General features: G+C 31.1%; 18 protein-coding genes. 10 read left to right on the forward strand and 8 right to left on the reverse strand.

Annotated features, from left to right (window positions below):
* The first annotated feature begins 196 nt into the window (after nt 1-196).
* The 6 genes from ACM55I_RS06510 to ACM55I_RS06535 all read left to right on the forward strand — a co-directional run bounded on the left by ACM55I_RS06510 (nt 197) and on the right by ACM55I_RS06535 (nt 4818).
* Nucleotides 197-349 carry a hypothetical protein gene (locus ACM55I_RS06510; protein ID WP_152556954.1) on the forward strand — a complete coding sequence of 51 codons (153 nt, stop codon included), beginning with the start codon at nt 197-199 and terminating at the stop codon, nt 347-349.
* Nucleotides 350-351: 2 nt separating this feature from the next.
* On the forward strand, nt 352-594 hold the full coding sequence (locus tag ACM55I_RS06515) for a hypothetical protein (protein ID WP_416845942.1): 243 nt from the start codon (nt 352-354) through the stop codon (nt 592-594).
* Nucleotides 595-609: 15 nt separating this feature from the next.
* The gene (locus ACM55I_RS06520) at nt 610-993 is read left to right on the forward strand and encodes a YchJ family protein (RefSeq protein ID WP_416845943.1); all 384 of its coding nucleotides are present in this window, start codon (nt 610-612) and stop codon (nt 991-993) included.
* A 107-nt stretch (nt 994-1100) separates the two neighbouring features.
* Nucleotides 1101-2219 carry a vWA domain-containing protein gene (locus ACM55I_RS06525; RefSeq protein ID WP_416845944.1) on the forward strand — a complete coding sequence of 373 codons (1119 nt, stop codon included), beginning with the start codon at nt 1101-1103 and terminating at the stop codon, nt 2217-2219.
* 37 nt (nt 2220-2256) lie between these two features.
* Nucleotides 2257-3720, forward strand: coding sequence for an AAA family ATPase (locus tag ACM55I_RS06530; protein ID WP_416845945.1), 1464 nt, complete (start codon nt 2257-2259; stop codon nt 3718-3720).
* Nucleotides 3721-4212: 492 nt separating this feature from the next.
* A complete protein-coding gene (locus ACM55I_RS06535; protein ID WP_416845946.1) occupies nt 4213-4818 on the forward strand; it encodes a 2OG-Fe(II) oxygenase in 606 nt (201 codons plus the stop codon).
* 3 nt (nt 4819-4821) lie between these two features.
* On the opposite strand, the gene ACM55I_RS06540 is transcribed toward ACM55I_RS06535, so the two are convergent.
* Nucleotides 4822-5382: a 2'-5' RNA ligase family protein gene (locus ACM55I_RS06540; protein ID WP_416845947.1), complete on the reverse strand. Its 561-nt coding sequence runs from the start codon at nt 5380-5382 to the stop codon at nt 4822-4824.
* Nucleotides 5383-5578: 196 nt separating this feature from the next.
* Here ACM55I_RS06540 and ACM55I_RS06545 point away from each other — a divergent pair, with 196 nt between their 5' ends.
* On the forward strand, nt 5579-6433 hold the full coding sequence (locus tag ACM55I_RS06545; protein ID WP_416845948.1) for an EamA/RhaT family transporter: 855 nt from the start codon (nt 5579-5581) through the stop codon (nt 6431-6433).
* 66 nt (nt 6434-6499) lie between these two features.
* On the opposite strand, the gene ACM55I_RS06550 is transcribed toward ACM55I_RS06545, so the two are convergent.
* Both ACM55I_RS06550 and ACM55I_RS06555 read right to left on the reverse strand, forming a co-directional pair.
* On the reverse strand, nt 6500-7642 hold the full coding sequence (locus ACM55I_RS06550; RefSeq protein ID WP_416845949.1) for a saccharopine dehydrogenase family protein: 1143 nt from the start codon (nt 7640-7642) through the stop codon (nt 6500-6502).
* A 403-nt stretch (nt 7643-8045) separates the two neighbouring features.
* Entirely contained in the window at nt 8046-9440 is a 1395-nt protein-coding gene (locus ACM55I_RS06555; RefSeq protein ID WP_416845950.1) for a glycoside hydrolase family 130 protein, read from the reverse strand.
* A 970-nt stretch (nt 9441-10410) separates the two neighbouring features.
* On the opposite strand from ACM55I_RS06555, the gene ACM55I_RS06560 reads away from it, so the two are divergent.
* Genes ACM55I_RS06560 through ACM55I_RS06570 form a run of 3 tightly spaced genes read left to right on the forward strand, consistent with a single transcriptional unit; the run spans nt 10411 to nt 11856 of the window.
* Complete coding sequence (locus ACM55I_RS06560) at nt 10411-10620, forward strand: helix-turn-helix transcriptional regulator (protein ID WP_416845951.1); 210 nt, start codon at nt 10411-10413, stop codon at nt 10618-10620.
* A 2-nt stretch (nt 10621-10622) separates the two neighbouring features.
* Nucleotides 10623-10937 (forward strand): HipA N-terminal domain-containing protein, encoded by a 315-nt coding sequence (locus tag ACM55I_RS06565; RefSeq protein ID WP_416845952.1) that lies wholly within the window; start codon nt 10623-10625, stop codon nt 10935-10937.
* Nucleotides 10930-11856 carry a HipA domain-containing protein gene (locus tag ACM55I_RS06570; protein WP_416845953.1) on the forward strand — a complete coding sequence of 309 codons (927 nt, stop codon included), beginning with the start codon at nt 10930-10932 and terminating at the stop codon, nt 11854-11856. The genes ACM55I_RS06565 and ACM55I_RS06570 overlap by 8 nt, the downstream gene beginning before the upstream one ends.
* 68 nt (nt 11857-11924) lie before the next feature.
* On the opposite strand, the gene ACM55I_RS06575 is transcribed toward ACM55I_RS06570, so the two are convergent.
* The 5 genes from ACM55I_RS06575 to ACM55I_RS06595 all read right to left on the reverse strand — a co-directional run bounded on the left by ACM55I_RS06575 (nt 11925) and on the right by ACM55I_RS06595 (nt 18732).
* On the reverse strand, nt 11925-12113 hold the full coding sequence (locus ACM55I_RS06575; protein ID WP_416845954.1) for a hypothetical protein: 189 nt from the start codon (nt 12111-12113) through the stop codon (nt 11925-11927).
* A gap of 66 nt (nt 12114-12179) precedes the next feature.
* The gene (locus ACM55I_RS06580) at nt 12180-13280 is read right to left on the reverse strand and encodes a Fic family protein (RefSeq protein ID WP_416845955.1); all 1101 of its coding nucleotides are present in this window, start codon (nt 13278-13280) and stop codon (nt 12180-12182) included.
* 368 nt (nt 13281-13648) lie between these two features.
* Complete coding sequence (locus ACM55I_RS06585) at nt 13649-16789, reverse strand: AAA family ATPase (protein WP_416845956.1); 3141 nt, start codon at nt 16787-16789, stop codon at nt 13649-13651.
* The gene (locus ACM55I_RS06590) at nt 16779-17336 is read right to left on the reverse strand and encodes an ABC-three component system middle component 1 (protein ID WP_416845957.1); all 558 of its coding nucleotides are present in this window, start codon (nt 17334-17336) and stop codon (nt 16779-16781) included. Before ACM55I_RS06590 ends, ACM55I_RS06585 begins: the two co-directional genes overlap by 11 nt.
* Nucleotides 17314-18732, reverse strand: coding sequence for an ABC-three component system protein (locus tag ACM55I_RS06595; RefSeq protein ID WP_416845958.1), 1419 nt, complete (start codon nt 18730-18732; stop codon nt 17314-17316). The genes ACM55I_RS06590 and ACM55I_RS06595 overlap by 23 nt, the downstream gene beginning before the upstream one ends.
* Nucleotide 18733 lies beyond the last annotated feature (1 nt).

An 18733-nucleotide genomic window follows, 5' to 3' on the forward strand; every position in this document is an offset into this window, starting at 1 on the left:
ATTGTATGTGCAATTGTATTAAATTTCAATTTATAATGGAAAAATCGAAGAATTGAAAATACTATTTAAAAAAATGATTCCTATTAAAAAACAGAAATTATCAAATTAAAAACAATTTGAATTTCAATAAATAACCCGAACTTTGCATCTGGTTTTAAATCAAATAATTGATTTAATAATTAATAAGGAAAAGACAATGAGTAGAAATAACGAAAGAAATATAAAAAAGCACAACGATAAATTGCATAAAGCACAAGATAAAGTAAAACAAGCTGAAATGCTTCGCAAGGAAAAATTAAAACAAATCGTAAAGAAGTTCAATGAAGATAAGTCTTCAGAAAATAATTAAAGATGGAAAACAATAAATTTGCAGATTTAAAAAATGGTGTTCAAGAAATAATTGATTTGATTGCCAATAAAAAAGCCAAAGAAGCGAACAATAAATTAGTTGAAGTTAGCGAGGAATTAGACGAATTACTTGACTTTGCAGAAGAAGATGAAGATTTAATTGAAATTAGTAAATACCAAGTATTATTGAATCAATTACACCAAAAAATAATTGCGCTTGACGGACAAGCAACGGGTACACTTTAAAAATTATTTTAAAAAATGATTGTAAAAAAATGCTACTGCGGTTCTCAAAAAAACTTTCCGGAATGTTGTGAGCCTATTATAAAAGGAATTCAAATATCCCCAACTGCTGAATCCTTAATGCGTTCCAGATATTCAGCTTATGCAACACATGAAATTGATTATTTATTGGCAACAACACATAGCTCTGAACGGAAATACCATTCTAAAGTTGAAATTCTAAATTGGGCAATTTCTAACCAATGGCAAAAACTTGAAATTATAAATGCTACCAAGAATACAGTAGAATTCAAAGCCTATTTTCTGGATAGTAAACTTCAAAACCAAATTCATCACGAACTATCTACTTTCAAACTCGAAAATGAGAATTGGTTTTATGTTGATGGTAAATTTTTCAATTAGCTTTCTTTTTAATAAATAGCTTACTTATTCTTGTCATTATGTTTTTAACTAAAAATTAATAAACGTTTGTCTAGACTACATTTTAAAAAGATGTAATTTTAAAGTCTATGAAAAATGACAATAAAAAAGGATTTTATTTCAAGCAATACGAAGCCGCATTTCAGTCTCCGTTTGATAAACTCTTTGGTATTTTTAAAGAGTTAATCACACATACTTCAGGAGATTTTGATGAAGCAATTGACTGGTTGCGAGAATTAGACAAAGAATATAAACTCACCGATGAACACTATACCATTGATGATTTTATCGAAGATTTAAAGAAAAAAGGCTACATCCGTGATGAACTCAAAGATGATGGTACTTCAGGAATTGGAATTACTGCCAAAACGGAGCGCGCCATTCGGCAACAGGCTTTAGACAACATTTTTGGAAATCTAAAACGATCGGGAAGTGGCAATCATAAAACCAAGCATTCCGGAAACGGAGACGAGCATACCGGAGAATTTCGGGAATTTCATTTTGGTGATGGATTGGAGCGAATCTCCTTAACGGAAAGCTTGCGTAATGCCCAAATCAATAACGGTGTCGATAGTTTCATGTTGACCGAAAATGATTTGGTGGTAGAAGAAACGCAGTTTAAATCCCAAATGAGTACGGTTTTGATGATTGACATCAGTCACAGCATGATTTTGTATGGTGAAGACCGAATCACGCCTGCAAAAAAAGTAGCGATGGCTCTTGCTGAATTGATTACGACGCGTTACCCAAAAGATACTTTAGACATTCTGGTTTTTGGAAATGATGCCTGGACGATCGCAATCCGAGATTTGCCATATTTAAAAGTAGGGCCATTTCACACTAATACTGTTGCTGGTTTGCAACTCGCCATGGATATTTTGCGTCGAAAACGAAATACCAACAAGCAAATTTTCATGATTACCGATGGAAAACCAAGTTGCGTTCGGGAGAAAGATGGCTCCTATTATATGAACAGCAATGGACTCGATGAATATATTGTCGATAAATGCTACAATCAGGCGCAACAAGCTCGAAAATTACACATTCCGATAACCACTTTTATGATTGCCAATGATCCGTATTTGCAGCAATTTGTAAATCGGTTTACCGAAGCCAATCAAGGAAAAGCATTTTATACCGGACTCAAAGGGCTTGGCGAAATGATTTTTGAAGATTATGAAACAAATCGTAAAAAAAGAATAAAATAAAGGACTAGAAAGAATACAAGAAAAGATAATTCACATTATGAAAATAGAAAAGATAAAAACACTCGGAGAATTAATAAAATCAGGTTACACAAGTAAAAGCATCAAGGATGAATTGCGTTCCAACCTTAGAGACAAAATAAAATCAGGAAAAGCTACTTTTGAAGGCGTTCATGGATTTGAGAATACCGTAATTCCAGAATTAGAGCGCGCTATTTTATCGCGTCATAATATCAATTTGTTGGGTCTTCGGGGTCAAGCCAAAACGAGATTGGCACGCAAAATGATTGAATTGCTCGATGAATACATTCCATTTGTAACTGGTTCCGAAATTAATGATGATCCTTTAAATCCAATTTCGCGTTTTGCCAAAGATATAATCGAAATCAAAGGGGATGAAACTCCAATTTCATGGTTGCATAGAAGTGATCGTTTTTTCGAAAAACTAGCTACGCCAGATGTTACTGTTGCGGATTTAATTGGCGATGTTGATCCAATAAAAGCGGCCAATTTGAAATTATCGTATGCGGATGACCGCGTGATCCATTTTGGGATGATTCCAAGAGCGAATCGTTGTATTTTTGTCATTAATGAATTACCCGATTTACAGGCTCGAATTCAGGTTGCATTATTTAATATTCTACAAGAAGGGGATATCCAAATTCGTGGTTTTAAGTTGCGAATGCCACTGGACATGCAATTTGTTTTTACCGCAAATCCCGAAGATTACACGAATCGTGGGAGTATTGTAACGCCATTAAAAGATAGAATTGGTTCCCAAATTTTGACGCATTATCCGGAAACCATTAAAATTGCTCGAACTATTACAGAACAGGAAGCAAAATTGGATGCAGTACAAAGCGACATGGTTTACGTACCTTCATTAGCGCGAGATTTATTGGAACAAATCAGTTTTGAAGCAAGAGAAAGCGAATATATTGATAATAAAAGTGGCGTAAGTGCCCGATTGAGTATTACCGCTTTAGAGAATTTATTAAGCACAGCAGAAAGAAGAGCATTGAAGTCTGGAGAAGATAAAACAAGTTTGCGTTTATCTGATTTTATGGGAATCATCCCTGCAATTACCGGAAAAGTCGAATTGGTTTATGAAGGAGAGCAGGAGGGAGCAGCCGCTGTGGCGCAGCATTTATTAGGTGATGCAATTCATACTTTTTTTCCTGCTTATTTTCCAAAAATTGAAAAACTAGAAAAGCAAGACGAAAAAACACCTTATACCGATATCATCGAATGGTTTTTTGCCGAAAGTGGGTTTGAATTATTAGATGATTGTTCCAATGAGGAATATGAAAGAATTTTAGGAAGTATTGTTCCGCTTGAAATATTAATCAAGAAATACCAACCAAAATTAGAAAAGGAAGATAAATTATTTATGAAAGAATTTATTCTTTGGGGATTAGTTGAATATAAAAAACTGAGTAAGGACCGCTTTTCGGAAGGTTATCAGTTCAAGGATATTTACGGTAGCTTTATCAGTAAATTATAAAATAAAAAAGGGTTTAGATTTTTTTCTAAACCCTTTTTTGCTAGAATTCAGCTATAATCCTGCAAGGTTTCCAAAACCTTGTAGGTATTTTTTTTTAGATTTACCCTACCTACAAGGTCAAAAAAGACCTCGCAGGAAAACCATTTAATACAGTTTATTGGTAAAATAATACTAATTCGGGGTATATAAGTAATAGCTAAAATTTAATGGCGTATTTTATTAAAACTCTAAATTTCTTTGCCACAGATTTCAAAGATTAGCACGGATTAATTCGTCACGTAGCTTTAAAAATCTTTTAATCCTTCCAATCTGTTGCAAAAAAACTCTTTTTAATACTTGCAAAATATCTTTCGTTCTACTTAAATGCCTTATTAGTATTAAAATTGATGCTTTAAGGAGACGAGTTTACAATATAATTTTTTATTTATTTCATAATGAGGTAATAACGGTTTTTATTAGTCTACCTTGTCCCGTTGGCAGTCTAAACTGTCAATGAAAACAGACATGGAAAATAGCTTTGAGGATTTGATTGCGACTTATATTGAAAATAAAGTAGGCATATCCGAACATTTTTTGAGTACCGATTTGGCCAATAATTTAAAACAAAACCTGCTTACTTTGAATCAGGAAAGTTTATTAATGGCTGCCGGAATCGGGAATTCTGAAAAACTTTCTTATGATGGTGCGATACGAAGCGATTCTATTTATTGGTTGGATAAAAAACACAACAATGCATTCGAAAATGAATTCTTTGCTCAAATAGAAGCATTTATTCTTTATCTGAATCAAAGCTGTTACGCGGGAATAACGGGTTATGAATTTCATTATTCGCTGTATGAATCGGGTGATTTTTATCTAAAACATTTGGATCAGTTCAAAAATAATCCAAGCCGAAAATACTCCATGATTAGCTATTTAAACAGCGATTGGCAAGAAAGTGACGGTGGCGAATTGCTGATTCATCAATTGGATAACAATCAGAAAATTTCGCCTACTCAAGGAAAAACCGTTTTCTTCAAGAGTGATGAATTAGTTCATGAAGTTTTGGTTACGCAAAACACTAGAATGAGTATTACAGGATGGTTGAAGAGTGATTAATTTCTAAAAAAGAGTTTCTTGTATGCCCTCTGATTGTGAATTGTTATTGAATTTAAAGGTGTTGATTACAATAAACTGTTTTATAGTGTCTTCAAACTTTCGCAAAACAATACTGTCACACAAAAAATCTATAACTATTGAGGTAAATAAAGTTTTAGCTCTTTCGAGATTTTCCGGAGTTAATCTTCGCGCAATGGAAAGATGCGGATCATTGCTTTTTTTCATATTTTGAATATGAAGTGAGTCTTGAATTCGTTTCATTATGGGTTTCAAAATACTTTTAGAATCTTTGTGGGGCGAAATAAAAAAGGCGCCATTTGGATAGGAGCTGAATTCATTTAAACATATTTTAACTGGTTGTAAAGTGTCACAAAATCGATTCAGTTGATTTTTAATAATTTCAATTTGTTTATCAGTGGCCTTAAATTCACAAATGGTGATATGGCCAATAGAATTTTTACTGTGAAACCAACCCACTTCCTTGGCCAATTGTTCTTTCATCGATTTAACCAATGAAATAATTGCCTCGGAAGGATATATAGCAACAGAATACTCCTTTTCCATAATTTTAATGATTTATGCAAAAGTAAAGAAATAGCTATTGGAATCTTTTGAAGATTTTATAAATCTAGAGCGTGCATTTTTTTTAATCGATATTTTTTTAGTTTACAAATAGAATTTTTTTTAAAGCTTTTCTTTACTTTAATAAAAAGACAATGTAGAAACATAAAATAGTAGTTTTACAGTCAAAATATTGTCTATGTTATTTCTAATTCTAAGCATCATATGCAGTGTGACTGTTGGTGTACTATTTAAATTTTCACGCAAGTATGCTGTAAGTAATACTCAAATTATAGCTTCAAATTATGTAGTTGCTCTTATTCTTTGTTATTTGTTCTTTAGTCCAGAACTTATTGATGTGGGAAATTCAGCACCTTGGAGTATTTATATAACTATTGGTATTTTGTTGCCATCTATATTTCTTTTTCTGGCTGCATCCATAAAACACATGGGTGTCGTAAAAACGGATGCTGCTCAACGACTTTCGTTGTTTATACCTATTTTGGCTGCTGGGCTACTTTTCAAAGAAGATTTTAATGTGTTAAAAATTGGTGCGCTTGTGGTTGGTTTTCCGGCATTATTGCTTATTCTCGCTAAACCTTCTCAAAACACCGAAAATAAATGGATATATCCAGCAGTTGTTTTGCTTGGCTTTGGAGTTATAGATATTCTTTTTAAACAAATTGCCCTTTATACAAGTTTGCCATACACTACTTCATTATTTGTTGTTTTTGGGATAGCACTGCTAATTATGGTTGGGGCTGTTATTTATGAATTGGTAATCAGTAAAGTACCGTTAAATATCAGAAACATTCTTTTTGGGGGTTTGGTTGGTATTTTCAACTTTGGAAATATTCTTTTCTATTTAAAAGCACATCAAGCATTTGTTCAAAATCCGTCAACTGTTTTTGCAGGGATGAACATGGGTGTAATCATTATTGGAAGTCTTGTTGGGATTTTTATTTTTAAGGAAAAATTGACCAAAATGAATTTCGCAGGTCTTTTTTTAGCTTTGGTAGCGATAATTTTAATTGTAATCTCACAGACAATTTAAAGGAAACCAATTCAATCTATTACTAAATTGGGAATGAAGGCGTCTATTATATTTGGTTTTCGTTGTTTAAAATTTACCGTAAATACGCACAATATAATTTCCATTTAAAAATTGTTTTGGATCAATTTGGCTTTGTAAAACAACTCCGCTATGAGGAGTTTCGAGCAATAATTGGGCTGCTTGGACTAATGGTGCTGCGGTAGTTGTTTGGATGGCTCTCAATTGATGTTTCCCTATTTTTTGAGGAAGTATACATTTTGCAATTTCTCGTCTGCGCAAAATTCCAGCTGCATCTTTACCTTCTACTGTAGCATACAAAACGATTTTATCGTCTTCAATATGAGGAATTACAGCTTCCATTTTTTCTTGCAAGCTTTTAATGGTGTCCGGAGTATTTCCTAAATTAATAAGTTGTTCTTGTACCCAAGCATAATGCCCGGGATGTCGTAAAGTCTTGTAGTCAAGCGAACGCACTTTCCCTGATAATGCCTCCGGTAAATCTGCCGCACCGCCCGAAGTGAGATCCTCTTCATAAGCAATGCCGTCAATAATAATAGTGGCTCTTTCTGATAATGCAGGCAGCGTAGTTTTTTTAAAATCTCTTAAGACGATGGTTTCTTTAATATATTCTGTAGCGACTCCCACCGGACTCCAAGTAAAGCCATAATAATGGGGAGTAACGGCATGATTGGTCAGCGCGCCAACTTTAAATTCTAGCTTATCCACTGTATTAACTTTAAAATCAATGCAAAACTGTTGAAAAAGCCCATTGGCCAGCAAGTCGATGTAGCCGGGAGCCAGACCAGTTTGAAGTACAAAACCGGTTTTGGCCTCTTTTGCCAAAGCTATAATTTCTTCGGTTTCTAAAACATATTCTGTAAGGTTAGCATAATGCAGATTAAAATCTTTGGCAAACTGAGCCATCCTTGGTGCTTGGCTGCCCGGCAGGCAGTCGAGAATGATATCTCCTTGGCGCAAAATTACTTTCATTTCATCCGTTAAGCCATTTTCGGCAAGGTGGAAGTCCTTAATGAAACCCGATTTTGTTGTTCCTTCTTGAATCCAATGTGCTACTTTTTTTGCTTTTGAATGGGTTCGGTCACCAATAAAAAGAGTAGGGGGTACTTCACTCCATTCCATCAATAACAAACCAACTGCTTCGGCAATTCCACCGGCTCCAGCTATAATAATATTGTGATGCTTTTTCATGTATTAAAGGTACTATTTTTTCTTGATTTAGTATTTGAGATAATATAGTAATTTGTTAGTTGTGGAAACGATTTCCCTGTCAAGGATAGCAACGAAAAGTACGCAAAGGAAAAGGCCTTTTATAAAACAAACCCTGAAACAGCGACCAAAGGAAGCTCGTTCCGGGGTTATGTTTTATGGGCAACTTCCTCCGGACTTGTAGTGAATAGCCTGCCCGGACAGCATAATAATGCAAAAAGGACTGTATCCGTATTAGTATAGTTGAGTTTACTAAGTTACGGTGTCCTGATTAGTAAATTCGCTATTTTTATTTGTTAAAATAAATCTTCTAATATAATTCTTTGATATTGATGCAGAATGGGTGGTTATGAAAAATTGAAAGCTATTGATGAAGAGAAAATCATCATTTGCTTTTCTTCAAAGCCTCAATTAATTCTGCCAAATCTACCACACCGTAAGTTGATGAATAGTCTGATACGGCATAAGGCAATATAAGGCTGTTGTTGTGAATAATCGAACCGCACGAATAAACCACATTTGGGACATATCCTTCCCGTTCATCTTCCCGTGGTGAAAGCAGGGGGTCTTTAAGTCTCCCAATTTCCTTGGATGGATCATCAAGATCAAACAACGAAGCGCCTATGCAATATCGTCTCATGGCACCTACACCATGAGTAATTACCAACCAGCCTTCTTTGGTCCAAAGTGGCGACCCACAATTTCCAATTTGTGTAAATTCCCATATATATCGCGGCTCCTGGAGGATTACTGGATTATTCCATTGCGTAGCTCTATCAGAATACATAAGGTAATTGTTGACACCATCAATTCTGGATAGCATTGCATACTTGCCCTTGATTTTTCTAGGGAATAATGCCAGATTCTTATTTTGAGCACCGGCTCCATACAAGGGCATTACGCGGAACGTATAAAAGTCTTCAGTAGAAATAAGTTTTGGGAGAATGACATGACCATTATAAGCTGTATAAGTAGCCATTACTCTATCTGATTGATCATCATCCACAAAGCGCACAAAACGAGCATCTTCAATACCACGACTTTCAGAATCTGATATTGGAAAAATAACACGTTCGGTGATATCGGAATCGTGTTTGAATTGTAAATCATAAAATGAATCCGCCAACCACATCACTTCTTCGAGTGCAGTTCTCCTCTCCTGACGAATCATAGGATCGCTTAATGCTTTATTTATCACATTTTTTAATGCGGCATACTCAAATTCATCGGGCAGGTCTTGCATAATACGGGTTGAGTATTTATCCGAAGTATGCATCTCAGCCAATTTCATCAGAAAGCGTTCTTTGTTATATAACGATTTGTGAACAATTTCTGCTTTATCAATGTTATTGCCAATTTTCATGATATGCAGATCATTATTCTTATCCAAGATTCCCCTTCTAAAAACAATTGATGAGATATGACCTTCTCCAGTAGCTCGGAAAGAAATGATAACTCGTTTCTCCCCATTTTCGAGGTCTGATTGATCAAAATCTTCCACAATAGATGGGTTGAAAAAAGCTGCAGATTCTATAGCATACTCCATTGTACAGTAAGAACCAATGAGCATTTTTCGTTCCTCTGACAGACCGTCGTAATTGATTTGCATCCCTTCAATTATCCCTCTAATTTTTTCGCAATGCGTGAAGAAGACGCGTGAAATATTTCGATGCCTTCTTGCAAATTCCCGAAGTGTATGTTCTAGAGTGTCTATGACTTGTTTTTCATCCAACAGCATTATACGGCTCACCATCTGTTGGGTTCGCTGATCACCATTCATAAAATATCGAGCTACAACTCTCCTGGAATCAGGTGTGAATATTATATTTTTTCGGATTACTGGAACTCGCATAGTTTTATTTTATAATTTATAATAAAATAAGTGCGCCTTTTTATGTAGTAATAAAAAGGTGTTTAAGTATTTTTATTTCATAGCTCAGCTCTGGTTTTAGATTACCGTCAAGGTATCTTTTTTAAACGTATGAATTCCCGTTCCGAGTTGTTCTATTTCTAAACTTGTTCGAAGAGTTTTGCTAATCAAGTTTATTCACTTAAGAAATTGGGAATTTTAAAAGCTCAAACTTCAATTAAGTGATTAATTCAAAATTACAAAAATAATAATGAAATAAGTGTTAATGTTTAGTTTAGAGTGTTAAAGCTTTTTTAAGAGTGCTGGTTGATGGGAACCGAATTTTAAATATTGATCTCGATTTTGTTTTGATGAGCTATTTGTGCGGGTTATTTTCTTTGTTGCAATTTTGTGTTTTACTTCCCGATGCAATAAGTAATAATCGTTGTTTTTAAAGGGATTAAAAGGGTAGAGGTGTACAAAAGAAGTACGGATTTTGATTAAGTAGCTATCTTTAGTGTTAATAAAAACAATTTATATTTTTTATTCATTCAAAAACTGCTGGGTTATATACTTTTTTTTATGATAAAAAACGTTCTTTTTGTGATGGAAAGAAGATTGAAATGAAACGCTTAGCTTTTAACAACTTTTCATCAATTCTGTTATGTACAAAGCGAAGTTGCTTTTCATTCAACTCCAATACATGTACAAATTTATCATTTATATTTTAATTAATTTTTACTGCCTTAACAGTAATTAGGTTTTTTTTTTCTAAAATTATATACTTTGTTGAGTTTTAGTAATATTTTTACCGCTATAACAGTAAAATAACAAAGTTTTTTAATGATTTAAACCGTGAGTATTATTAAATTGTATATTTTTACCGTTAAAACAGTATATAATGGATGATTTTGATTTAGGTGCTTTAATTAAAAACCATCGAAAAAAAGCAGGATTGACACAACTTGAACTAGCCGATTTAGCTGGAGTAGGTAAGACCACTGTTTTTGATATTGAAAAAAATAAAGAAACAGTTCGTTTGAATAATCTTTTTGCAGTACTCCGAGTGCTAAATATTAAAGTGGAATTTAAAAGTCCTTTAAATAAATAATTATGAGAAGAGCAATTGTATTTGCACACGGAAAAAGAGCTGGAATTTTAACGGAAATTGCTGCTAACGACTACCATTTTGAGTATGATGAAAATTATGATGGTGAAGCGGTTTCATTGACTATGCCTACAAATCAGAAAAAATATAGCTATACATTCTTTCCACCCTTTTTTGAAGGGCTATTGCCTGAAGGAGTAATGTTAGAGGGATTACTACGAATTGTGAAAATTGATAAGAAAGATTATTTCTCTCAACTGATTGCAACTGGAAATGATTTAGTAGGTTCAGTAACGGTTAAATTGATGGAAGATGAATAGATGTCCTATTACATATGAATTGTGCGGTATGGATAAGTACAGTGAAAAAGGACTTCGAATGATAGCTCCTAAACTGACTTATTTAAATGATTTACCCTATACAGCTGTAGAACTTCGTCAGGAAGCCGCTAATAGAGCTAAAAAGCTATCCATTCAGGGTGTGCAACCAAAGCTTAGTGCAGCTATTTCAATAGTTGATCAAGAATTTAAAATTGTGGATCAATTTGGAACCTATATTATAAAGCCTCAAAATGATTTATTTCCACAATTACCAGAAAATGAAGATGTGACTATGCGAATGGCTAAAGTGTTTGGTTTGGACGTACCATTTCATGGTATGGTATATGCTAAGGATGGCAGTTTGTCTTATTTCATTAAGCGTTTTGATCGTTATGGGAAAGGAAAAAAACTGGCAACAGAAGATTTTGCTCAATTAACAGGAAATACAAGAGATACAAAATATCGTTTTACGATGGAGAAACTCATTCCAGTAATTGATGAGTTTTGTTCGTTTCCTGCTATTGAAAAAGCTGATTTTTTCAAAAGAATACTTTTTTGTTATGTTACAGGTAATGAAGATATGCATTTGAAAAACTTTTCCTTGATTACCAAAAATGGAAAAACAACCCTTACACCAGTATATGATTTTTTAAATTCTACGATAGCTGTAAAAAATCCTGAAGAAGAAATTGCATTGACTTTGAAAGGGAAAAAAAATAATTTAAAAGCTTCAGATTTTACAGAGTATTATGCAAAAGAAAGACTCCAACTCAATGATAAAACGGTAGCAATAATCTTAGAACAAATGCAACAAGCAATTCCTAAATGGAAAGAACTACTTGAAATCTCTTTTCTATCAGAGGATATGAAAGAAAAGTATTTGAATTTATTGGCAACTAAAACACAAATGTTCAAATAGTCTAGATTTAAAAAATGCGGTGATTAAGTTAATTATTCACCGCATTTTTTTATTCTAAAATATATCTTTTAAAAATTACTTCCAATAGGATAGTGCTCATCCTCATAATGACCAACTATCGCAGAAACCTTTTCTAATTCTAAATGCTCTTTTGGTGTCAAAAAATCAAAACCACCTTTTTGCGTAGCAGTATTTAATAAATCATTCATTCTTTTTTCAGCTACTTCAAAATCTTTATGGGTTATTATATTTTTCATCTTGGTGATTGCTGTTTATATTAATAGCAAATTTAACTTTTATAACGGTGGTTTTATTTGATTTTCCTAAAATGTATCTTTTAAAATATAATGCGTACTTCTTCCACCTGAATTGGCTTTAACCAAGATACCTTTATTTATTAAATCGGTTATATCTCTAAGAGCAGAATCTTGGGAAGTTTTGGTTATTTTTGCCCATTTGCTAGTGTTTAAGTTGCCTTCAAAATTATCCATCAATTTATTAAGCATTTTTTGCTGACGCTCATTATTTATTAGGCCAGCATTTTTAAGCCAAAAATGATGCTTTTTAACTACTTTGTCAACTATTATACTTGAGTAAAGAATACTGTTTTTTAAACATTCTAAAAACCAAATGATCCATTCAGTTATATCTAAATCACCTTTTTGAGTTCGCTCTAATATGGTATAATAACTTTTCTTTTGTTTGTTTATTTCAGTTGACATACTGTAAAACCTTTGATTTACTCCATCGGCTTTTGAAAGTTGCATATCTGTAATAGCCCTGGCTATCCTTCCATTCCCATCGTCAAATGGGTGTATAGTAATAAACCATAGATGAGCTACAGCGGCTTTTAGTAACGATTCTACATTTTGTTCGCTATTGTACCAGTCTATGAATTGTTTCATTTCTGATGCTAATTGCTGTGCTTTAGGAGCTTCATAATGCACTATTTCCCGACCCATACCTCCTGAAACCACTTCCATAGCACCTGAACGCCAATTGGCGACTTCAATTTTATGCATACCACTTCTTCCTGTTGGGAATAGTGCAGCATGCCAACCAAACAAACGCTCACTTGTCAAAGTTTTGTTGTCGTTTTGAGTGGCATCTAGCATTAATTCTACAATTCCATCCACGTGTCTATCTGAATGTTCTAGACCGGAATATTCTAATCCGAGTCTTGTTGCAATTGAGGATCGAACTAGTTCAGGATTTAATATTTCCCCTTCTATTTCAGACGTTTGTAGTACATCTTGAATCAAGGTTTCTAAATTGGCTTCGCCTTTTAATTCGAAACCGAGCAATTCAACTTTGCCCATAAGTTTGCCTTGCAAGTTCCTAACTTCGCTTAATAACGAAATAAAATCTTGCTCATTCCACTGTAAATTAGGCCAATTTTTAAGTTGATGAATGTAGATTGCCATTGATTTTAGATTTGTGCGGTAAATATAGTAATTATTCTCCGCAATAAATGCGGTGATTAAATTGTTTTATCACCGCATTTATAGATTAAATGTATTATTAAGATAATGGTACATTCGTTCTCATATTCTTACTTCTCCAGGCTATTATATAACTAATAAGGAAATCTAGATAAAAATTACCATTAAGTCTCTAACTCTCGAACTATCCCAAACAAAAGGGATTTATATTTCTGGAATGGTTATTTCACCTGATTTAACCAAAGTTAAAAAAGTCTATATTAAATGCTGGTTGACTGAATATTTTTTACATAATTAATAGTGTTATTTTAATTTTATTTAACGTATTATTTTTATTTACGTTATAGTGACTAAGCGGTAACATGTTTTTTCAGTTTACCAAAAGTCTCAAACTCTATATACTTTGAATTAAATAATTCAACAGGCATTTTTTTCTGCAATAACAAGTGAAAATTTTCTTCGTGAGTTGAAACAATTAATTGTTTACCTAAAAATAAGATCATACTTCTAAATAAATCGATAAATGACAAAATGTTTATAGTATCCATTGATTGAATTGGGTCATCAATAAAAATGCAATCTATAAATTTTCCAGATTGTGGATTTTTAGTTTTTAAAGCTCTTGCGAGAAATATACTTAAACTTAAAATGTTAATTTGAGCAGTACTAAAATACAAAGACGGTATAGATTCTACTCTTTTCCCTTCAATATACTTTATAGTGTAAATTTGAAGACGTGGGTTTTTATCTGCAAAATCACATTTAAACTCAATTTCACTATAATCGGGATGTGGATCTATTTTGCTGTAAATTTTATTTATTAAATCTTTGTAGAAAAAACTATTAATTGTTTTTTCTAAATATTTTTTCAAATTGTTTTTTTCATTAATTATTTTTCCTTTTACAATTACTAATCTTCCAATTTCATCATAAAGATCTTTTATTTCTTTTTGATTTTTTTCGGCTTCAGTAACTTTTAGACAATCATCTTTTAGTTTATCAACAATCATATAATTTTCGTTGATACTTGATAATAATTGTAGTTTTTCTTTTTCAAAATTTTTGATTTTTTCAAACTCAATATCAACTTGATTTTTATCGATACTAACTAAATCAATTTTAAATTCTGATTTAATATATTGTTCAAAATTTTGAATATTTTTTTTGATTAGAGTAATTGCAGTATCTACTTCATTATACTTTTTTATAGCCTCTTCTTCGGTTAGAGTATTTGCCAATAGTTTAGAATCTATTTCGCTAAAGACTTTTAAATTTTCTTCAACTTCATTTTTTAGTTTATCAAGATATTCATTACTATTCTCAATAGTTTCTTCTAAAATGACTAGGCTAATTTCATTTGTTTTAAGAGTATTAGAATAAAATTTTATTACTTCATTGTAATCATCAACGGTTTTTAGCTCTGCAATACTTTTTAAAACGATATCCTTATTTGCAATTGCACTTTTTATTATATTCTGTTGATCATTTAACGTAGTTTTATTCGTGTTCGTGACATTACTGATTTCTAATATTTCTTTTTCATAAACGGTTATCTCTTTGCTTACCTTTTCTTCAAAATCTTTAAGATTGATATTATTTTCAAAAAATTGATTGATTTCTTTTATCTCATTTTCAGATTTAATTAACTCCTGAATTTTTTCATCTTTCAATTCTGCAAGTCTAATTAATTCATTTTCATTTTTTAATTTATCTTTCTCAAAAGGCTCAATTACTTTTTTTAGATGTTCTTTTAGAATAGATTTATTTACAGAAAGATCATCAGAAAACTTATTAATTTCATTTTCTAACTTTAATTTACTTTCTAAACTTTCTTTTACTATTTTACCTAATAATTTATTTTCAGTGATTTTAGTAGATAGTTCATTAAACGATTTATAGGTATGATTACATAATGGACAATCCACACTATTGTTTTTAGAAACAATTTCTAAACCTTTAGAAACAAAATCTTTTAATTCATTGTTCAGTTCATTTTGTAAATTAATTTTTTCATTAATCGTTATGATCTCTTCTTTTGCTATATTAATTTTATTCTCAATTGCAATTATTGAAGTTATTAAATCTTTATTGTCTTTGAATTCTTCTGAATCAATCAAAACCTCAATGTCAGTATCGATTTTATGGTTAAAAAAATGATGTTGAGTTAACTTAAGTTTTATCCCCTCAATTAATCTTTCTTTTTCTGAAATAGATTCATTTAAAACGTTAATTTGTGGTGTTAATTCTTCATTATTTTTGTTTAAAGTAGCAAATCTTTCTATTTGAAAAGGAATGTTTTTTAACGTAGTTTGTTTGACAATTAACTCTTTTTGTAATCTATCTAAATCAGTAACATTTTTTTGATTTATTTCATTAAGATCATTTATTTGTTTTTCACTTTTGAGTTTTTCACTGTCATAATTATTATAAATCTTATTTCTCTCATTGATTTCATTCTCAATGGTTAAATATATTTTAAATTTTTCTTTGAATAATAAATATAATTTATTCAATTCTAACTCTTCGCTAATTTGAGTTTTTAGCTTATTATCTTTTAATTCGCAATTTTCCTTATATTTAATTTTAGTAACTACATCATTTAGATCATTCTTTACTTTTTCTAAATCAACAATTTTATTTCGATTATCAAAATAAGTAAAAACTCCTTTATTGTTATCATCAGTGCTATCTGGAATGCCATTATAAACAATGTCAATATTTCCAATTCTTAATTTACCTGTCTCAATTTCTATCTCTAAACTTATTATTCTTGACTTAATTTTCTGGTCTAAAAAATCATATTTTGTTTGAGTAAATGTGTCTTTTTCAATTAAATCGATTTCTTCTTTTTTGTCCTTTAAAAATTGAAGTGCTTTATTTATTTCATCAAATTTTTTGCCCTCTTCGTCAAAATCAATTTCTAATTGATTTTTTTGTTTTTTTTCAATTTCTGTATTTAATTCTTTCGTTTTAGATTCAATAAAATCAAATAGTATTGTTAAGTTCTTTAATGAATTATTGTAAGATTTAATTTCGGGATTAAATTCCACAAATTTATCGTACCGTAATTCTGCTTTTTCTTCTTTAATAAATGTGTCAATTAAATCTTGGCTTAATATAACTTCTTTAAAATATGCATTGTCTGGAATTCCTTTTGGGTTATAAACTCTTCTAGTATTGATTGTGTTTTTAAAGACACCTTCTGTTGTTTCAACAATGACTTCTCCTTTACTAGAAACATTATTTAATAAAACATCACCATTATTTTCTTTTCTACTCTTATTAAAATCGGGCATTCTATCAAATCGTTGAATTTGATGAGTTACCCCCCATTCGACAGCATCGTAAAAGGAAGTTTTTCCAAAACCATTTGGTGCATATATGGATATAAAATCAGCTGTTGTATTATCAGGAAGCTCAAAATTAAATGTTGAGTTTTCAACTTTATTAAATGCTCTAAATCCTGAAATTTGAACTTTTTTAATTTTCATTTTCTAGTTGTTTTAATAATTCTATTAAATCTTTTTGCTTACTAGTATCTCCATTAATAATTTCATCTTTTGGGATTAACTTCCATAAATTCTCATTTATTGGCGAATAGTCCTCTTGAATTGAATCATTTGTATCTGCAATAACTTTTATTAAATCAGTATTTGTAATATGCTTTACAATTAACCCATATGCTTTTTCATCTGTTAACTCCGTTTGGAAATTATCTTCAACAATCTTTCTATTTGAAAATCTATTATTTTCAATTTTGTTTTTAAGTTCTTTTGTGGCAATGTCTTGACATAAATAAATGATATAAATATTCCATTTATCAACAGTATCACTAATTTTACTTTGATATTTAAGAGCAACTTCTTCTGAAATTTTCTCCCAATTGTCGTTTTCTTCAAAATCTTTACTTAATCCGTAAGCAAAGAGTACACTAATATTAATGTTTATCTTTTCTATGATGAATTTGAAAATTAAACTTTTATAGGTTTCTGATAGATCTTTTAGTATGTTTTCTTTATAAGCTAAATAATTCTCCATATATGCTATTTAATTTACTTAATAATTCTGCTTGATTGGTGCTGTCAAAATCTTTAAACTCTTCACTTTGTTCTACTATTAGAAATTTTTTTAAAAACTCAAAATGAATGAATGTATATTTGTCAAAAACAAATTCTTTCGCTTCTCCGGCTGCATCATCAATAAAAACATCTCCAAAATTACCATTTTGATAATCCTTCTTTAAAGTGCCAATACTAGGAATAATACTGTCTTTGTCTATTTTGTAATGTCCAATTCTTTCTTTTGCAGGAATATCTTTTGTATTAATTAATACTGTTCCATTAACTTGCAAATCTCTTAAATCACAATTCATACATTCCTTTAAAAAGTCACTTCCTTGCCATTGTGAATTAGTGTTTTTATAAATTAATCTAACCTTGTTGAATAAATCTTCTAAATCTGAAAAGCTATGGACTTTATTTTTTGCAATATTCATTATAACTAAAAATTCTAACCAAGTAGCATAAATTATTTCATCATTTAAGGTAGCTAAATCCGCATTGTTTAAAACAAGTCGTTCTTTAAAAAAATCTTTTATACCAATAGGAGTAATATCACTATTAATTATTTGATTAGCCTTATTTTTTAAAAAGTTTCGTGTAAAAACAATATCATTGTCATCAGGTCCAGCATCTATATTAAATACTTTATCTTTTACGAAACTGAAATTTGCTAAATAAGGAGGTAGTAGAATATTTAATCTATCGCTAAATTCTGTGACGATTTCATTGAAATAAATAATTGGCAAAAAATCAATTTCATTTTGTTCTGAAACAGTTTTTGTCATTTGACTTTGAATTCCAATTAATTTGAAATAATTATCCTTTAATTTTACGATTCCACCGCCAGACATTCCGACAATTGTATTTTGTGTTTGATGATCTAATAATCTCACGGATTTTTTAAAATCTAAATCATTAGAATTTTGAGAAATTGTATAATTGGTAAATTGCTCTAGAAGGTTTCCTTGATTAGCTTTTCTTTTGTCGTCAGGAAAACCACATAAGTAAGTATCGTTATTTATTGTTGTGTTTTCTGAAATATAGAGGTCTTTTATTTCAAATTTCTTGTATTCATCAAATCTAATTTTTAAAATAGCAGCATCAATATTTTCGTTTGAATGAGGGAAATAAGTTTTACCTTTAATTAATTCAAAAGGTATTTCTTCTGTTTTCCAACTGTTTTCAAATATAAATCGAGTTACCTTAATTGAAGTATTATCTACTTTGTCAATATAAGTATCGTCTTCTCCTTTATTTTGTAAAATGTGTCTTGCAGTTAGAATGTAAAAATATTCTTCAGTCATGGGCTGGAACAACACACCAGTTCCTCCATCTACAATTACGCTGTATTGTTTAAAATTTGTTATTTCCATT

Source organism: Flavobacterium algoris (assembly GCF_048158525.1).
Taxonomy (GTDB): Bacteria; Bacteroidota; Bacteroidia; order Flavobacteriales; family Flavobacteriaceae; genus Flavobacterium; species Flavobacterium algoris.

Coding starts and splice junctions, on each gene's coding strand:
- ACM55I_RS06510 (WP_152556954.1), top strand. CDS start 197: ATGAGTAGAAATAACGAAAGAAATATAAAAAAGCACAACGATAAATTG.
- ACM55I_RS06515 (WP_416845942.1), top strand. CDS start 352: ATGGAAAACAATAAATTTGCAGATTTAAAAAATGGTGTTCAAGAAATA.
- ACM55I_RS06520 (WP_416845943.1), top strand. CDS start 610: ATGATTGTAAAAAAATGCTACTGCGGTTCTCAAAAAAACTTTCCGGAA.
- ACM55I_RS06525 (WP_416845944.1), top strand. CDS start 1,101: ATGAAAAATGACAATAAAAAAGGATTTTATTTCAAGCAATACGAAGCC.
- ACM55I_RS06530 (WP_416845945.1), top strand. CDS start 2,257: ATGAAAATAGAAAAGATAAAAACACTCGGAGAATTAATAAAATCAGGT.
- ACM55I_RS06535 (WP_416845946.1), top strand. CDS start 4,213: ATGAAAACAGACATGGAAAATAGCTTTGAGGATTTGATTGCGACTTAT.
- ACM55I_RS06540 (WP_416845947.1), bottom strand. CDS start 5,382: ATGGAAAAGGAGTATTCTGTTGCTATATATCCTTCCGAGGCAATTATT.
- ACM55I_RS06545 (WP_416845948.1), top strand. CDS start 5,579: ATGTTATTTCTAATTCTAAGCATCATATGCAGTGTGACTGTTGGTGTA.
- ACM55I_RS06550 (WP_416845949.1), bottom strand. CDS start 7,642: ATGAAAAAGCATCACAATATTATTATAGCTGGAGCCGGTGGAATTGCC.
- ACM55I_RS06555 (WP_416845950.1), bottom strand. CDS start 9,440: ATGAATGGTGATCAGCGAACCCAACAGATGGTGAGCCGTATAATGCTG.
- ACM55I_RS06560 (WP_416845951.1), top strand. CDS start 10,411: ATGGATGATTTTGATTTAGGTGCTTTAATTAAAAACCATCGAAAAAAA.
- ACM55I_RS06565 (WP_416845952.1), top strand. CDS start 10,623: ATGAGAAGAGCAATTGTATTTGCACACGGAAAAAGAGCTGGAATTTTA.
- ACM55I_RS06570 (WP_416845953.1), top strand. CDS start 10,930: ATGAATAGATGTCCTATTACATATGAATTGTGCGGTATGGATAAGTAC.
- ACM55I_RS06575 (WP_416845954.1), bottom strand. CDS start 12,113: ATGAAAAATATAATAACCCATAAAGATTTTGAAGTAGCTGAAAAAAGA.
- ACM55I_RS06580 (WP_416845955.1), bottom strand. CDS start 13,280: ATGGCAATCTACATTCATCAACTTAAAAATTGGCCTAATTTACAGTGG.
- ACM55I_RS06585 (WP_416845956.1), bottom strand. CDS start 16,789: ATGAAAATTAAAAAAGTTCAAATTTCAGGATTTAGAGCATTTAATAAA.
- ACM55I_RS06590 (WP_416845957.1), bottom strand. CDS start 17,336: ATGGAGAATTATTTAGCTTATAAAGAAAACATACTAAAAGATCTATCA.
- ACM55I_RS06595 (WP_416845958.1), bottom strand. CDS start 18,732: ATGGAAATAACAAATTTTAAACAATACAGCGTAATTGTAGATGGAGGA.